The following is a 15,572-nucleotide window of genomic DNA, read 5'->3' as shown; positions in this document are numbered from 1 at the left end:
ACCACATGCAACGCCCGATTGTGGGAGCGTGCTTCGACAAGCTCAGCACGAACGGATTGCGTGGCTGGATCAACCAACGTCCTCCCGCCCTAGACGGCGGCGCGGCGCGCCAGTTCGCTGCGCTTGCCCTCCACCTCGGCACGGGCGCGTTCCATCGTGTCGATCTCGGTCGCTTTCAGCAGGCCCTCGATCACGCGGGCGAGATGGTCGCGCATCGCAGTGCGCGCCGCCGCCGGATCGCGCGCGCGCAGCGCCTTCAGGATCACCTGATGCTCGTCGATCCGCGGCTGCACGCCGACGCTGCGCGCGCGCTCCAGCATGTGCGCGCACAGCGGCGAGCTGTAGCGCGCGTCCCACAAGGTCTCGATCACGCCCGCGATTGCCGAATTCTGCGTCGCGCGCGCGATCACCAGATGGAATTCGCGATCGGCATGTTCGCCGCTGACCTGCTCGCGATTTTCGCGCTCCATGTCGGCAATCAGCGCCTCGAGCTGCTCCAGATCCGCATCGGCGATCAGCACCGCCGCCAGCGCGGCGGCCTCGCCCTCGAACAGCCGCCGCGCTTCGGTCAGCTCGAAGGCGCCGATGTCGAGGCTGAGCATCAGCGCATCGGCGGGCGGATTGTCGACCACGAAGATGCCCGAGCCGTGCCGCGAGCGGATCAGCCCGGTCACCTCCAGCGCGATCAGCGCCTCGCGGATCGTCGGCCGGCTGACCTTGTGCTCCTCGGCCAGCTCGCGTTCCGACGGGATGCGCTGCCCCGGCCGATAATCGCCGCGCTGGATCAGCGCCGCGATCGCGGCGGCGGCCTGCTGGTACAGCTTGCGTCCCCCCGCCTGGCGGATGGACGGTGCGGGGCGGATTGGTCGGATCACGAGGCTATCGGCATGACGATCCCCTGCTCTACAGACGCTTGCCTTGATCGGCAATCGGCGTCGCGCCCGCGCTGGTCCGTTCTGACCACTTCGTCGCCATACTCAACGGCACGTTGCAATTGGTAAGGCCATTTGATATGCCACTCGAATGGATGACGGCCGACGACGATCGGCCGCGACTACAAGGGAGAGGGCATATGATGGTTTTCCGGAACTCGGTCGCCAGGACGGCGCTGGCCATAGCGCTGATCGCGGGTGCCGCGCCCGCGCTGGCGCAGACGCCGCCCGCCGCGCCCGACCCCGTCACCCCCCAGGCTTCGGGCCAGTTGACCGATCCCGCCCAGAGCGCGCCCGGCGGCCCCACCTCCAACGTCGACAGCGCCACCACCACGGGCGAGATCATCGTCACCGCCAACAAGCGCGCGGAAAACATCCAGCGCGTGCCGCTCGCCGTTTCGGTGGTGGCGCCCGCGCAGCTCGCCGCGGCCGGCGTGCGCAACTTCCAGGATCTCAGCAAGATCTCGCCCTCGCTCGTCGTGCGCCCCGCCGAGCAGCCGCAGAATTCCAACGTGTCGCTGCGCGGCGTGGGCACCTTCGCGTTCGGCATCGGCGTCGAATCGAGCGTCGCGGTGCTGGTCGACGAGGTTCCGCTGGCGTTCCAGGCGCGCGCCTTCACCGATCTGCCCGATGTCGAGCGGATCGAGGTGCTGCGCGGGCCGCAAAGCACGCTGTACGGCAAATCGGCCTCGGCGGGTCTCATCAACATCATCACCCGCGCCCCGACCGATGAACTGCGCGTGCGCGCCAATGCCGCGGTGACGACCGACGACGAACATGGCGGCAATGTCAGCATCTCGGGACCGATCTCGCCGCAGGTAGGCTATGTCGTCTCGGCCGCCTATAATTACTGGAGCGGCAACGTCCGCAACGTCTTCGACAACAAGGAAGTGAACGGCCGCGAATCGATCAACCTGCGCGGCAAGCTCCGCTGGACGCCGACGGACAATTCCGCGGTCACGCTGTCGGGCAATTATGTGAACGGCAACACCACGGTGGGACGCCCGTTCATCAACGTCTCGCCCATCGCGCTGCTGCGCGGCCAGCCGGGCCTCACCCCCGCGGTGGATTTCCCCGGCATCACGCTCAACGCGCAGAACCAGAATGTCAGCAACAATCTGGATGCGCGCACCAAATATCATGGCGGCGGGGGATATCTGCGCATCGAGCTCGGCGTCCTGAAGGATGCCAACCTGATCTCGCTGACCTCCTACGACGTCTTCCACCTCGACGATTATCTGGATCAGGACGACACCTCGGCACCCGGTCCCTATGGCAACAACAACCAGGTCGGCGCCTTCAATTCCAAGCAGGTGACGCAGGAGGTGCGACTGCAATCCTCCAGCCAGAAGCCGTTCCGCTACACGATCGGCGGCTATTTCGCGGAGACGGATTTCAACCGGCCGTTCTCGCGCGGCCCGCAATTCTCGATCGCCAACTGGTATGCCACGTCCAAGTCCGCGCAGGTCGCGGGGTTCGCGCAGGCGGACTGGGAATTCCTGCCCAAGCTGACGCTGACCGGCGGCGGACGGGTGCAGAACGAGCATGTCGCCTACAGCTTCCTCGATCGGGCCGCGAACAACGCCTTCTACAGCGGCAATGCGGAGGACACCGCGGTCACGTACAAGGCGAGCCTGCGCTACGAATTCAGCCCCGACTTCATGGTCTTCGGCACGCGGGCGACGGGATATAAGGGCCAGACCTACGATCTCAGCACCGGTTTCAACCAGAATCGCGCGGCGGCGGGTCCGATCCGGCCCGAGCATTCGGGCGACTGGGAACTGGGCGCGCGTACACAGCTGTTCGACCGGCACCTGACCTTCAACGTCACGCTGTTCGACACGCATTATCGCGACCTGCAGGCGCAATCGATCGAGACGCTGGCGGACGGGACGCAGAATTACCGGCTGACCAATGTCGGCGGGCTGACCACCAGGGGCGTCGAGCTGGAGACCTCGGCCCGTCTCGGCGCGGATCTGAACGTCGGCGGGTCGGTGACGTATCTCGATGCCAAGTACAGCGATTACCCGGTCGGGCAATGCTATCCGCTGCAGACCGTGGCGCAGGGCTGCATCGGCACGCCGGCCCGACAGAACCTGACCGGGATGCGCGTGGCGCAGGCGCCGGAATGGAAGTTCACGATCAGCGGCGATTATTCGCCGTCGCTCGGCCACAATCTGCGCGGCGTCGGGCAGGTCAACTGGCAGTATCAGAGCAGCGTAAACTACGCGATCGACGATCCACAGACGTTCCAACCCGCCTTCCATATCGTCAACCTGGGCCTGGGCGTCCGCGACGCGGATCGTCGCTGGGAGGTGGTCGCGTTCGTGAACAACGTGTTCGACCAGCAATATTACGCCTCGCTGGTGAACACCGCCGGCAATTTCGGCGGGAACGCGGCGAACCAGATCGTGGCGACGCAGGCGCTGCTGCCCCGTGATTTCCGTCGTTATGCGGGGCTGAGGGTCGCGCTGAACTACTGACGGGGTCGGCGGTTCGGGCGGCGGCACGCAAGCGGAGACGGGTAATGGGTTTGAGGACAAGGATCGTGGCGCTCGCCGGGGCCGCGCTGGCGACGGTGACGACGGGCGGCATCGCGCAAACCTTGCAGGATGCACCCGCCCGTCCGCCCGTCGACGCGCCCGAGCTAGCGAAACTGGGCGCTCATCCGATCGGCGTGGCGGATGCGCAGTTCGTCCAGCCTCGTCAGGCCGATCCGACGCAGGGCGCGACCGCGCCCGTGGTGACGGACCGCGTCCTGCCGCTCAAGATCTGGTATCCGGCCGCGGCTGCCGGCCCCGGCACGACCTATCACACCGCGCTTTCGGGCGAAAACGGCGTCGACATACCGTTCGACGTACCCGGGCTCGCCACCCCCGGCCTTGCCGCCGCGACCGGGCGATTTCCGCTCGTCATCCTCGCGCACGGTTATGGGAACACGCCCGAGGTCCTGTCATGGCTCGGCGAAAATCTGGCGAGCAAGGGATATGTCGTCGTCGCGCCCGCGTTCCGCGATCCGCCGATCAGCATCCGAACCGCCCAGGCGCACAGCGGCCCGATCGCGCGCCGGCCGCTCGACATCGCGTTCGTCGCGGCGGAGGCGCAGCGTCGCGCGCGGGCGGGCGAAGGCCTCTTTGCCGCCGCGGATGCTGATCGCACCGCGCTGATCGGCTATTCGATGGGCGGCTACGGCGTCCTGACCGCGGCGGGTGCGCCGCTAAACCCGGCGCTCGGCGACATGACGCGCGGCGTGCTTTCGCCTTACGCCGCTGGTGGCGCGAAGGCGACCGACCTCCGGGTCGCGGGGCTCAAGGCGGTCGTCGCGATCTCGCCGGCCAACCGGTTCGGCGACGCGGCGATCTGGTCGGGCGCAGGTCTCGCCGCGATCACCACGCCGACCTTGTTCGTCGTCGGCGGGCAGGACCATGTCGTCGGCTATCCGGCGGTCCGGGCGCTGTTCGACGGCGCGGTCCGCGCGCCACGCTATCTGCTGACGTTCAAGGAGGCGGCGCACAGCATCGCGCTGGTCGGCGCCCCGCCTGCGATGCGCCACAGCTTCTGGGATCTCGACTGGTTCGAGGACGCGGTGTGGCGCAAGGACCGGCTGCTGCCGGTGGAGGCGCATTTCATCACCGCCTTTCTTGACCGCCATGTGAAGGGCGACGCGAGCAGGGACGCCTATCTCGACGGTCTCGTCGCCGATTCCGATTCCGGCCGCTGGGCCACGGCACCGATCGGCCGCTATGCCGGTTACAGCCCGGGGCCGCCCGCCGCGACGACCTGGAAGGGATTCCAGCCGAGCCGCGCCACGGGCATGATGTTCGAGACCAAGCCTGCACGATGAACGCGACGATGGACGATAGGACCGGCCCCGTATGGATGACGCCGACGATGCGCTGGTTCGGCCCCGCCGATCCGGTGGCGCTGCGCGATATCCGCCAGGCGGGCGCGACGGGGATCGTCACCGCGCTGCACGAACTGCCCAACGGCGCGGTGTGGCCGCACGAGGCGATCGCCGCGCGCAAGGCGATGATCCGCGCCGCCGGGCTCGACTGGACGGTGGTCGAAAGCCTGCCGGTGGACGAGGGGATCAAGGTGCGCGGCCGGGATTGGGACCGGCTGATCGCCGCCTATACCGAAAGCCTGCGCCATCTCGCGGCGAACGGCATCCGCACCGTCACCTATAATTTCATGCCGCTGCTCGACTGGACGCGGACCGATCTGGCCTGGCCCCTGCCCGACGGGGCGCTGGCACTCCGTTTCGAACTGACCGCCGTCGCGGCCTTCGATCTGTTCCTGCTGAAGCGGCCGCGCGCGGCGGCCGACTATACCGCCGAGACGCTGGCGGCCGCCGAACGCCGCTTCGCCGCGATGGACGACGCCGCGCGGCACCGGCTGGAGCGGACGATCATCGCCGGCCTGCCGGGCAGCGAGGAGAGCTTCACGCTCGACGCGTTCCGCCAGGCGATGACGCTCTATGACGGGCTCGACGCCGACGGGCTGCGCGCGAACCATGTCGCCTTTCTCGAGGCCGTCTGCCCGGTCGCCGACGCGCTGGGGCTGGCGCTGGTCGTCCATCCCGACGATCCGCCCTTCCCGATCTTCGGCCTGCCGCGCGTCGTCAGCACCGAGGCGGATGTGGCCGAACTGTTCCGCCGGGTGCCGGCGGCGTCGAACGGGCTGTGCCTGTGCACCGGGTCGTTCGGCGTCCGCGCCGACAACGACCTGCCCGGCATGGTCGAGCGGCTGGGCGACCGGATCGGCTTTCTCCATCTCCGCTCCGTCCGGCGCGAAGCGGACGGCGCGTTCCACGAAGCGGCGCATCTCGAGGGCGATGCGGGCATGCCGGCGGTGATGGCCGCGGTGCACCGCCTGCAACAGCGCACCGGCCGCGCCTTGCCGATGCGCCCCGACCATGGCCACCAGATGCTCGACGACCTGACCCGGCGCACCAATCCGGGCTATTCGCTGCTCGGCCGGATGCGCGGCCTGGCCGAGCTGCGCGGGCTGGAGCGCGGCGTGGCGCAGGCGGCGCGGGGTTAAGGCTGGACGAACATGACGCGGTGCCCGCCGAGGCCCCGCGCGACAGGAGAGACGCGATGACGATACCGGGCTGGACACGCGCGATCGCGATGACGCTGATGCTGGCGGCCACGCCGCTCGCCGCTCAGGAGCCGCCGCCGCGCCCGGCTCCGCTGCTGGTCGCCGCCGACCTGCGCGACGGCACCGATCTGTCGGGCGCATGGCATTATTCGATCGATCCGTTCCGTTCGGGGATCGCCGGCTTTCACGGCGGCGCGCCCGATTCCGGCCAGCAGCGCTGGCGCGACGTCGATGTCCGCCAGGCGATGGCGAGCGACAGCCGGGTGCTCTACGAATTCGATCTCGCGCATTCGCCGCTGACGACCCTGCCCTCCTCCTGGCTGACCGAAGCGCCCGAGCTGCGCCATTATGACGGGCTGATGTGGTATCAGCGCAGCTTCCCCGCGCCGGTCGCGCGCCGGGGGCGCTATTTCCTGCGCTTCGGCGCGGCGAACTATGCGACGATCGTCTATCTCAACGGCCGCGAAGTCGGCCGGCACGAGGGCGGCTTCACCCCCTTCGCGTTCGACGTGACGCGGTTGCTGCGCGATGGCGACAACCAGATCACCATCGGCGTCGATTCGCAGGCGAACGAGGCGACCGTGCCGCCGCCCGTCACCGACTGGGAGAATTACGGCGGGATCACGCGCCCCGTCCGGCTGATCGCCACGCCCGACACCTATGTCGACGATGCTTGGGTGCGGCTGGCGCGCGACGGCACCCTGGCGGTCGACGTGCATCTCGACGGGCCGCAGGCGGCGAACCATCCGGTTGCGCTGCACATCGCCGACCTGAAGCTGGACCGCGCCGGGGTGACGGATGCGCGGGGCGACTGGCACGCGACGATCGCCGCGCCGCGCGCGCTGGTCCGCTGGTCGCCCGATCGGCCGCGGCTCTACGACGTCGCGGTCAGCGCGGGCGCGGATCGCTGGCGCGACCGGATCGGCTTTCGCACGCTGGCGGTGCGCGGGTCGGACATCCTGCTCAACGGCCGCCCGATCTTCCTGCGCGGCATCTCGATGCACGAGGAGGAGCTGGGCGTCGATCCGACGCGCGCGATGACGCCCGCCGCCGCGCGCGCGCTGCTCGGCGAGATCAAGGACGGGCTGCACGGCAATTACGTCCGCCTGGCGCATTACCCGCACAGCGAGGTGACACTGCGCCTCGCCGACGAGATGGGCCTGCTCGTCTGGAGCGAGGTGCCGGTCTATTGGCGCGTCGCCTGGTCGAACCCGGCGACGCTGGCGCGCGCGCGGACGATGCTGGCCGAAAACATCCTGCGCGATCGCAACCGCGCGGCGGTGGCGATCTGGAGCGTGGCCAACGAAACGCCGGTGACGGACGCGCGCAACGCGTTCCTGCGCACGCTGGTGGCCGATGCCCGCCGGCTCGACGACACGCGGCTCGTCAGCGCCGCCCTGCTGGTGGAGGGATCGGACGCGGGCGGCCATCCGGTGATGACGCTGGCCGATCCGCTCGCCGACTCGCTCGATGTGCTGGCGATCAACACTTATAATGGCTGGTACACGCAGGATCGCCTCGCCGATCTGCCGGGGAGCATCTGGCACGTGCCCCCGAACCGGCCGCTGATCTTTTCCGAGCTGGGCGCGGACGCGCGCGCGGGCTTCCACGATCCCGTTCACGAACAGAAATTCTCCGAGGAGTTCCAGGCGGATTATTACCGCGCCACGCTGGCCATGGCGGACCGGCTGCCGACGCTGCGGGGCCTGTCGCCCTGGATCCTGAAGGATTTCCGCTCGCCGCGCCGGCAGAACCCCGATTTCCAGCAGGGCTGGAACCGCAAGGGGCTGATCTCCGAAACGGGCGAGCGCAAGGCCGCGTTCGACGTGCTGGCGGCCTATTATCACGGCAAGGAGGCGACGCCCCGGTGAAGCGGGGCCCCGGCCGGTCGCGGGTTGGGGATATATAATTTCCGCAACCACCGAGGGGCGAGCTAGTGCGGCGGGCGCAGCACGGGGAGCAGATCCGCTCGGGAGACGTGGCATGAAGACCTTGCCGAACGCGGTCGGCGCGCTCGCCGCGCTTCTGCTCGGCGGGTGCGCCCATTACGGCGCGCTGCCGCTGGCACCGGCCGCGCCGCTCGCCCCGCGCATCGATGCGCTGGCCGGCGCCGCGGCGCCGGGCACGCCGCTGTCGATCGCGCAGGTGGTCGGCCTCGCGCTGGCGAACAACCCCGATCTCCAGGCCGCGCGGCGCAACCGCGCGGTCGCCGCCGGGCGTACCCGGCAGGCCGGCATCCTCCCCAATCCGGCGCTGACCGGCGCGTTCCTGCCGCTGCTGTCGGGCCCCGGCACCGTGCCGGCGTGGAACATCGGCATCGGCCAGGATATCAAGGCACTCGTCACCTATCGGTCGAAACGCCGCGCCGCTGCCGATGGCGAGCAGCAGGTGGCCGCCGAGATCGTCTGGCAGGAGTGGCAGGTGGCGGGGCAGGCGCGGCAGATCGCGGCGGATCTGATCGTCGGCGCCCGCACCCGGCCCAGCTATGCGGCGGCCTATCGCCTGCTCGCCGATCGCAACGCCAAGCTCGAACAGGCGCTCGCCGCGCGCAACACCACGCTGGTGATCGTCGCGCCTGACCGGATCGCGCTGCAGGCCGCGCGCACGGCGCTCGATGCTTTCGACCAGAAGCAACTGGCATCGATGCATCAACTCGATGCGCTGCTGGGGCTTGCGCCCGACGTGGTCGTGCCGCTCGCCGCCGAGCCCGATCTGCCGCCGTTCGATCCGGCTGCGATCCGCGCCGGGCTCGGCGCCCTGCCCAGCCGACGGCCCGATCTGATCGCGTTGCAGATGGGCTATGCCGCCGCCGACGAGCAGGTGCGGCAGGCGATCCTCTCGCAATTCCCCGATCTGGTGCTGGGCGGCAGCGCCACCAGCGACAGTTCGAAGGTCGTAAATGGCGGCCCCGGCGCGACGCTCGGCCTGCCGCTGTTCGATCGCAACCGGAGCAATATCGCGATCGCCGAGGCGACGCGTGCGCAGCTCCACGCCGATTATGCGGCGCGGCTGGCGACAGCAACGGGCACGGTCGGCGCGATGCTGCGCGAGATGGAGCAGCTCTCGGCGCAGCTCGCCGCGCAGCGCCGCGACCTGCCCGCAGCGCGCCTCGCCGCCGCTCGCGCGCAAACCGCGTTCGGCCAGTCCAACATCGACGAGCGCAGCTATATCGATCTCGTCTCGAACCGCTTCACCAAGGAACAGGACATCATGACGCTGGAACTGGCGTTGCTCGATCGGCGGATCGCGCTGCAGACGCTGGTCGGCGACGGCCTGCCGACCGTCGACCTGCCGGTGGCGCCGCGATGAGGGCGCGGACGGCGCTCGCCGCCACGATCCTGCTAAGCGGATGTGGCGGCGGGACGCCCGATGTCGCGCCGACGCCGACGCCCAGCGTGCTCGTCTCCACCGCCGCGCCGATACCGGGATCGCTGCCGCGCACCGTCACCGCTTACGGGTCGGTCGCGCCCGCACTCGACGGCACGCGGACCTTCAGCGAGGCGCAGCCGGGGCAAGTGACCCGGCTGATGGTCACGCCGGGCGCGGCGGTGCATGCCGGGCAGGCGCTCGCGCGCTTCGTCACCGCGCCGTCCGCGCGCAGCAGCTACACGCAGGCGGTCGACGCGCTGAAGGCCGCGCAGAAGCAACGCGCCACCACCGCGCAATTGCTGGGTCAGCAATTCGCCACCCAGGACCAGCTCGTGCAGGCGGACAGGGCGGTCGCCGACGCACAGACCGCGCTCGCCGCACTGCGGGCCGAAGGGGCGGGGACCGACGGCCATCTGCTGACCGCACCGTTCGACGGCATCGTCACCGCCGTCACCGTGGCGCAGGGCGACCGCACCCCGGCCGGCGCGGCGATCCTCACTTTGGTGAAGGCGGGCGGCGTCGTCGTGACGGTGGGCATCGATCCGTCCGAACGCGGCGCGGTCGCGGTCGGCCAGCCCGCGTCGCTGGTGCGGCTCTCAGGGGGGGCACCGCTCGCGGGACATGTGCTGCGCGTCGACAGCGCGCTCAACGCGAAGACGCGGCTGGTGGACGTCGACATCGCCTTTCCACGCGGCAGCCTGCTGCCCGGCGAGGGCATGCGGGTCGCGATCGCCACCGGACAGGTGTCGGGCTGGGTGGTGCCACACCGCGCGGTGGTCACCGCCGGCGGCCCGGCGCACGTCTTCCAGATCGCCGGCGGCAAGGCCAAGGCGGTGCCCGTCGCGGTCGCGCTCGCCTCCGACGACGGCGATGTCGTCACCGGCGCGATCGACCGGCAGCGGCCGCTGATCGTCGACGGCGCCTATCAGGTGCAGGACGGCGATGCCGTGCGGCGGTCGCGCTGATGCTCGAACGGCTGCTGCGCGAACAGTCGCGCGCGTTCGTCCTCATCGCGCTGGCGCTGGCGATCGCGGGCGCCTTCGCGGCGCTGTCGCTGCCGATCGGCCTGTTCCCGCAGGTCTCGTTCCCGCGCGTCGTGGTCGATCTCGATTCCGGCAGCCGCCCGGCCGACCAGACCGCGCTCACCGTCACCCGCCCGGTCGAGGAGGCGATCCGCGCGATCCCCGGCGTGCAGGACGTCCGTTCGGCGACGAGTCGGGGCTCGGCGCAGATCTCGATCGATTTCGGCTGGGGCCGCGACATGGTGGCGAGCACGCTGCTGGTCGATTCCGCGATCGCGCGCATCCTGCCCTCGCTGCCCGCCGGCACCCAATATGGCGTGCGGCGGATGGACCCGACGGTCTTTCCGATCATCTCCTATGCGCTGGTGTCCGATCGCGCCGATCCCGTCGCGCTGCAGGATTTCGCGCGCTATCAGATCACGCCGCTGCTGTCCTCGATCGCCGGCCTCGCCCGCGTCGGCGTGCAGGGCGGCGATACGGGCGAGATCGAGGTGCTGGCCGACGCCCACCGCCTGGCCGATCACGGCCTCGCGCTGAGCGACCTGGCGACCGCGATCCGGGGCGGCAACGTGCTGAGCGCGGTCGGCCAGGTGCAGGATCGCGGGCGGCTGTCGCTGGTGATCGCCGATCGCAGCGTGGGGAGCGCGGCGCAGGTCGGCGACATCGTCGTCGCCGCCGATCCGGCCGGCGTGGTGCGCGTGCGCGACGTCGCGACCGTGCGGAGCGGCGCGGTGCCGGTGTGGCAGCGTATCGTCGAGGACGGCCGCCCAGCCGTGCTGTTCAACATCTACGAACAGCCCGACGGCAACGCGGTGCGGATCGCTGAGGCCGTGCAACAGAAGCTCGCCGGCGTCGCCCTGCCGCCCGGCGTGAAACTGGTGTGCTGGTACGACCAGAGCGTGCTGGTCACGCAATCGGTGGCGAGCGTGCGCGATGCCGTGCTGATCGGCCTCGTCCTCGCCGGGCTCGTGCTGCTGTGGTTCCTGCGCAGCTGGCGCGTCACGCTGGTGGCCGTCATCGTCGTGCCGGCGACGCTGGCGACGACGGTGCTGGTGCTCGCCATCCTCGGCATGAGCTTCAACATCATGACGCTGGGGGGCATCGCCGCGGCGGTCGGCCTGTTGATCGACGACGTGATCGTGATGGTCGAGCATATCGCCCGCCGCGCGGGCGCCCGGGGCGCGGACGGCATGCCGGTGGGCGATGCCGCGGTCATCCCGGCCGCGCGCGAGTTCATGGCGCCGCTCACCGGATCGAGTCTGGCCACGCTGATCGTGTTCATCCCCCTGTCCTTCCTCAGCGGCGTGACCGGCGCCTTCTCGAAAGCGCTGTCGCTGACGATGGCGACGGCGCTTGCGATCTCCTGGGCGATGACGGCGTTCGTCGTGCCCGTGCTGGTGCGGTGGCTGGTCGATTTCGACGCGTGGCACGATCCCGGCGAGCCCGGCCAGGGCGCCGCCGCGCGCGCGCATGATCGCGCGCTCGGCGCGCTGTCGACGCGGCCCTGGCTGCTCGCCGCGATCGCGGTGCCGCTGCTCGTCGTCGGCTATGTCGGTTATTCGAACGTGCCGAGCGGCTTCATGCCCAAGGTGGACGAGGGCGGGTTCATCATGGACTATTACACCACGCCCGGCACCTCGCTCGACGAGTCCAGCCGCCAGATCGGCCAGATCGACGCGATGCTGAAGGCCGATCCCGATGTCGAGACCTTCTCGCGGCGGCTCGGCACCGGGCTCGGCGGCGATCTCGGGCAAAGCTATCACGGCGATTATTTCGTCCGGCTGAAGCCCGATCACCACAAGCCGACCGAGGACGTCGCGAGCGCCGTCGCCGACCGGGTGACCGCGCAGGTGCCCGGCGTCCAGGTCGAGGTGGCGCAGTTGATCGAGGATCTGATCGGCGACCTGACCGCGGTGCCGCAGCCGATCGAGGTGAAGCTCTACGCCGCCGATCCCGCCGTGCTGGAGGGCGAAGCGAAGAAGGTCGCTGCGCTGATCGCGCGGATCGACGGCGTCGTCGAGGTGAAGGACGGCGTCCAGCTCGCGGGCGATGCGCTCGACGTGCATGTCGATCCGGTGCGCGCCGGGCTGGAGGGCGTGGCACCCGCCGATGTCGAGGCGCAGCTCGCCACCGCGCTGACCGGCAGCGTCGCGACCACGCTGGCGCAGGCGACCAAGGCGGTCGACGTGCGCGTGCGGCTGCCCGATGCGCTGACCCTGAGCCAGACCGATCTCGCGCGATTGCCGATCCGCGCCACCGACGGCCATGTCTTTGCCCTGTCGCGCGTCGCGACCGTGGAGACGGTGACCGGCCAGCCGCAGATCGCGCGCGACAATCTGGAGCCGATGGTCGCCGTCACCGGCCGCATCCAGGGGCGCGGCATCGGCGCTGCGGTCGGCGACGTGCAGCGGGTTCTCGACAGGCCCGGCACGCTCGGCCCCGGCATCCGCTACGAACTGGGCGGCCTCTACCAGCAGCAGCAGATCGCGTTCGCCGGCCTCATCAAGGTGTTCGGCGCGGCGCTGGTGGCCGAACTGGCGCTGCTGCTGATCCTCTATCGCCGCTTCTGGCTGCCCGTCATCATCATCGGCTGTTCGCTGCTGTCGACCACGTCGGTGTTCACCGCCCTCTGGCTGGCGGGCGTCGATCTCAACATCACCGCACTGATGGGCATGACGATGATTATCGGCATCGGCACCGAGATGGCGATCTTCTACGTCTCCGAGTTCGAGGAACTGTGCCGCACGATGCCGCCCGCCGAGGCGACGCGCGCGGCGAGTCGCAGCCGCCTCCGCCCGATCACGATGACGACGCTCGCGACGATCCTGACCCTGCTCCCGCTGGCGCTCGCGATCGGCGCGGGGTCCGGCATCCAGCAACCGCTCGCCATCGCGATCATCGCCGGGCTGCTGCTGCAATATCCGCTCGTGCTGCTCGCCATGCCGATCCTCGTGCGGCTCACCCTCCCGCGCGACGCGCCCGGGCTCAGCCGCCCTGCGGCAGCGTGATCGTCACCGCGAGGCCGGGATCGTTCGCCGCGACCGTCACGTCGCCGCGGTGCGCCGCCGCCACCGCCGCGACGAGACTGAGGCCCAGGCCGTTGCCCGGCGTCGTCCGGCTCGCCTCGGCGCGGTAGAAGCGGCGCAGGATCGCGGCCCGTTCCGCCGCGTCCACGCCCGGCCCGTCGTCCGAGACGGTGATCCGCGCGCGTCCGGCATCGGCGCGCAGGGTCAGCGCGACGGCGGTTCCTTCGGGCGTGTGCACCCGTGCATTGTCGAGCAGATTGACAATCGCCTGCGCGAGCAGCTCGCGATGGCCGCGCACGACGATCCCCGGCTCGACCAGCCAGGACAGCGGATGCCCGCTGTCGCCGAGCGCGGGCAGGAAGCTGTCGCCGACATCCGCGACCAGCGCGGACAGATCGACCGCGACGAAGCCGTCGGCCAGTCCGCCGCCCTCGACCTCGGCGATACGCAGGATCGCGGCGAACAGCGCCAGGATCGCGTCGCCCTGCTCGATCGCCCGTTCCGCCGCCCCCTCGACCACGCCCACCGATTCCAGCCGCCCCCGCAGCCGCAGCAGCGGCGTGCGCAGATCGTGCGCCACGTCGCTCGACACCTGGCGCAGATTCTCCATCAGTCCGGCGATCCGGTCGAGCATGGCGTTGAGCGCGAGCGCGACGCCGTCGAACTCGTCCAGATCGGCGCTGACCGGCATGCGCAGCCGCAGGTCGCCCGCCACGACCGCGTTGGCGGTGCGGCTGATCGTGCCGAGCCGCTGCCGCAGATAACGCCCCAGCAGCAGCGCGCCGACGAATCCGATCACCAGCACAGCCGCAAAGGCGATGCCGAACAGCGTCAGGATCGTCGCGTCGATCGCCTCTATCGTCTCGGTATCGACCGCGACGACCAGCCGGTCGCCGCCCGGCAGGTCCACCGCCCTGGCACGCGCGCTATCGGGGCCCTCGTCAGGATCCTGGAAGACGATCATGCCGAAGCCGACGGGCGGGCGCGGCGTATCCAGATGGCCGGCGATCCGGCGGCCCGGGGGATCGAACAGCGCATAGGCGAAGGAGCCGGTGGTGCGGCCACGCTCCCGCTCGGCGATCGCGCGGCCGATCCTGCCCGGCTGCCGCGCCACATCGGCGAGTTCGGCGCTGATCTGGTCGTCGCGCTGGCGGCGGAACTCGGCATCCGCCGCGAAATACACCGCCACGCCCAGCAGCAGGATCGCCGCCGCAAACGCCAGCGCATAGGTGAACGCGATGCGGTAGGCAGCGCTCATCCGCAGCCTAGCCATCGGTCCGCATCCGATAGCCCGCGCCGCGGACGGTCTCGATCGGATCGAAGGCGGAACATTCGCGCAGCTTCGCGCGCATCCGGCTGAGATGGCTTTCGACGATGTTGGTCTGCGGGTCGAAATGGAAGCCCCAGACCTCCTCGAGGAACATCGTGCGGGTGACGATCCGCCCGGCATGGCGCATCAGCAGTTCGAGCAGGGCATATTCGCGCGGCTGGAGATGCACGGTGCGCCCTGCGCGCGACACCTCGCGGCGCAGCACGTCGAGCGTGATGTCGCCCACCTCCAGCCGCGTCACCACCGCGTTGATCGGCGGGCGCCGCGCGAGCGCGTTCAGCCGTGCGACCAGCTCGGTCATGGCGAACGGCTTCACCAGATAATCGTCGGCACCGGCATCGAGCCCGTCGACCCGATCGGCGACGCCGCCCTTCGCCGTCAGCACCAGCACCGGCACGCGCACGTCCGCCGCACGCAGCCGCCGCAGCACGTCGAGCCCCTCGATCCGCGGCAGCATGCGATCGAGGATCACCGCGTCGAACGTCTCGCGCACGCCCAGACGCCAGGCATCCTCACCGTCGGCCACCCGCGTCACCGCATGGCCGCGCTCATGAAGGCCGCGCTCGACGAACGCCGCGATGTCCGGATCGTCTTCCGCCAGAAGAATACGCATCGGCTCCGCCCCCCGTGCCGGACACCCTAGCGCCGATCGCGGACGCAAACGAGCCACGCATGCGCGGTCGACGCGGACGGCTCGAATTGTATTTCGCCAATGTCCGCACGCGGCGCTGGTGCGGCGCGCAGGCACCGCGCAAAGGCGGCGCATTGCCTCACGGAGTCGTCCGATGCG

10 protein-coding genes are annotated in these 15,572 nt (G+C 70.1%); 7 read left to right on the top strand and 3 right to left on the bottom strand.

Annotation, left to right across the window (positions count from 1 at the left end; all coding sequences use genetic code 11):
• Positions 1-89: 89 nt before the first annotated feature.
• A complete protein-coding gene (locus OXQ95_RS16815) occupies positions 90-875 on the bottom strand; it encodes a FadR/GntR family transcriptional regulator (RefSeq protein ID WP_267382646.1) in 786 nt (261 codons plus the stop codon).
• A 197-nt stretch (positions 876-1,072) separates the two neighbouring features.
• On the opposite strand from OXQ95_RS16815, the gene OXQ95_RS16810 reads away from it, so the two are divergent.
• From OXQ95_RS16810 to OXQ95_RS16780, 7 genes are all read left to right on the top strand, one after another.
• Complete coding sequence (locus OXQ95_RS16810; RefSeq protein ID WP_267382645.1) at positions 1,073-3,415, top strand: TonB-dependent receptor; 2,343 nt, start codon at positions 1,073-1,075, stop codon at positions 3,413-3,415.
• Between the two features lie 65 nt (positions 3,416-3,480).
• Positions 3,481-4,776 carry a dienelactone hydrolase gene (locus OXQ95_RS16805; protein WP_267382644.1) on the top strand — a complete coding sequence of 432 codons (1,296 nt, stop codon included), beginning with the start codon at positions 3,481-3,483 and terminating at the stop codon, positions 4,774-4,776.
• A gap of 8 nt (positions 4,777-4,784) precedes the next feature.
• Positions 4,785-5,975 carry a mannonate dehydratase gene (gene uxuA, locus OXQ95_RS16800; RefSeq protein WP_267382642.1) on the top strand — a complete coding sequence of 397 codons (1,191 nt, stop codon included), beginning with the start codon at positions 4,785-4,787 and terminating at the stop codon, positions 5,973-5,975.
• Between the two features lie 56 nt (positions 5,976-6,031).
• Positions 6,032-7,906, top strand: a complete 1,875-nt coding sequence (locus OXQ95_RS16795; RefSeq protein ID WP_267382641.1) for a glycoside hydrolase family 2 TIM barrel-domain containing protein — start codon at positions 6,032-6,034, stop codon at positions 7,904-7,906.
• A 112-nt stretch (positions 7,907-8,018) separates the two neighbouring features.
• Positions 8,019-9,344 (top strand): TolC family protein, encoded by a 1,326-nt coding sequence (locus tag OXQ95_RS16790; RefSeq protein WP_267382640.1) that lies wholly within the window; start codon positions 8,019-8,021, stop codon positions 9,342-9,344.
• A complete protein-coding gene (locus OXQ95_RS16785; protein ID WP_267382639.1) occupies positions 9,341-10,369 on the top strand; it encodes an efflux RND transporter periplasmic adaptor subunit in 1,029 nt (342 codons plus the stop codon). The genes OXQ95_RS16790 and OXQ95_RS16785 overlap by 4 nt, the downstream gene beginning before the upstream one ends.
• Positions 10,369-13,434 (top strand): efflux RND transporter permease subunit, encoded by a 3,066-nt coding sequence (locus tag OXQ95_RS16780; RefSeq protein WP_267382638.1) that lies wholly within the window; start codon positions 10,369-10,371, stop codon positions 13,432-13,434. The genes OXQ95_RS16785 and OXQ95_RS16780 overlap by 1 nt, the downstream gene beginning before the upstream one ends.
• Here OXQ95_RS16780 and OXQ95_RS16775 read toward each other — a convergent pair.
• Both OXQ95_RS16775 and OXQ95_RS16770 read right to left on the bottom strand, forming a co-directional pair.
• The gene (locus OXQ95_RS16775) at positions 13,412-14,710 is read right to left on the bottom strand and encodes a HAMP domain-containing sensor histidine kinase (protein ID WP_267382637.1); all 1,299 of its coding nucleotides are present in this window, start codon (positions 14,708-14,710) and stop codon (positions 13,412-13,414) included. The genes OXQ95_RS16780 and OXQ95_RS16775 overlap by 23 nt on opposite strands.
• Before the next feature lie 7 nt (positions 14,711-14,717).
• Complete coding sequence (locus tag OXQ95_RS16770) at positions 14,718-15,395, bottom strand: response regulator transcription factor (protein WP_267382636.1); 678 nt, start codon at positions 15,393-15,395, stop codon at positions 14,718-14,720.
• Positions 15,396-15,572 lie beyond the last annotated feature (177 nt).

Source organism: Sphingomonas sp. GC_Shp_6 (genome assembly GCF_026540835.1).
In the GTDB taxonomy this organism is placed as follows: Bacteria; Pseudomonadota; Alphaproteobacteria; order Sphingomonadales; family Sphingomonadaceae; genus Sphingomonas.
Note: the sequence above shows the minus strand (reverse complement) of the source record. Positions and strands in the feature narration are given on the sequence as shown.